This window comes from Azospirillum oleiclasticum (genome assembly GCF_013423485.1).
Classification (GTDB): domain Bacteria; phylum Pseudomonadota; class Alphaproteobacteria; order Azospirillales; family Azospirillaceae; genus Azospirillum; species Azospirillum oleiclasticum.
Map to the genome: position 1 here is coordinate 1 of NZ_JABFFR010000101.1, position 1,496 is coordinate 1,496.

Annotated in this window: 1 protein-coding gene; it reads left to right on the forward strand. The window is 76.8% G+C overall.

The annotated features are described in order from the left end of the window. Positions 1 to 1,496: amino acid adenylation domain-containing protein (locus HL658_RS36440; protein ID WP_180286969.1), on the forward strand; the 1,496-nt coding region annotated here is incomplete at both ends.

Here is a 1,496-nt window from a genome sequence, read left to right on the forward strand (position 1 = left end):
CTGGGACGTTGTCGAGGCGCTGTTCCCGGCCGGGGTGATCGACGGGATGTTCGGCGCGTACGGGTCGCTTCTGGAGTGGCTGTCGGACGCGGGTACGGACTGGCGCGCGGTGCCGCCGGTGCTGTTGCCGGCGGATCAGGCGGCGGTGCGGGCGCGGGTGAACGCCACCGGGGTGCCGCTTCCCGCGGGCAGCCTGCACGCCGGCGTGTTCGCCCAGGCGGCGCGGGCGCCGGAGCGGCCGGCGCTGTTGGGCGACCCGGAGGGTGCCGTGTCCTACGGTGCGCTGGCGGAGCGGGCGCTGCGGGTGGCGGCGCTGCTGGCGGCACGCGGGGTGGCGCCCGGCGACCCGGTGGCGGTGACGCTGCCGCGCGGGGCGGACCAGGTGGCGGCGGTGCTGGGCATCCTGGCCGCCGGCGGGGTGTATGTGCCGGTGGGTGTGGACCAGCCGGCGGCGCGGCGGGCCCGCATGCACCGGGTGGCCGGTGTCCGCCATGTGGTGACCCGGCCCGGCGGTACGGCGCCGGACGCGGATGTGCTGGCGGTGGACATCGCGGAGGCCGGGGCGTTCGCGCCGCTGGCGGCGCCGGTGCCGCGGGGGTCGGAGGAAGCGGCGTACGTGATCTTCACCTCCGGCTCGACCGGCGAGCCGAAGGGTGTGGAGGTGACGCACGGGGCGGCGCAGAACACGGTGGCCGACATCACCCGGCGCTTCGGCGTGGGTCCGGAGGATCGGGTGCTGGCGGTGTCGGCGCTGGATTTCGACCTGTCGGTCTACGACCTGTTCGGGCCGCTCGGGGTGGGCGGCGCGGTGGTGCTGGTGGGAGAGGAGGACCGGCGGGAGGCGCCGCGCTGGCACGCGCTGATGGCCGGGCACGGGGTAACGCTGTGGAACTCGGCGCCGGCGCTGATGGAGATGCTGCTGGCGGTGCCGGGGGCTTTGCCGGGCCTGCGGCTGGCGCTGCTGTCGGGGGACTGGATCGGTCTGGAGCTGCCGGCGCGGCTGCGCGAGCGGTCGCCGGGGTGCCGGTTCGTGGCGCTGGGCGGGGCGACGGAGGCGGCGATCTGGTCGAACGCGCTGGAGGTCGGGACGGTGCCGCCGGGCTGGCGCTCGATCCCCTACGGCTTCCCGCTGGCCAACCAGCGCTACCGTGTGGTGGACGGGCTGGGGCGCGACTGCCCGGACTGGGTGCCGGGCGAGCTGTGGATCGGCGGGGCGGGGGTGGCCACCGGCTACCGGGGCGACGCGGCGACCACGGCGGTGCGCTTCGTGGAGAGGGAAGACGGCCGCTGGTACCGGACGGGCGACCTGGGGCGGTACTGGCCGGACGGGACACTGGAGTTCCTGGGGCGGGCGGACCACCAGGTGAAGGTCCGGGGCCACCGGATCGAGCTGGGCGAGGTGGAGGCGGCGCTGGAGGCGCACCCGTCGGTGGCCCAGGCGGTGGTGGTGGCGGTGGGCGGGCGGGGCCGGCGGCGGCTGGCCGGCTTCGTCACCG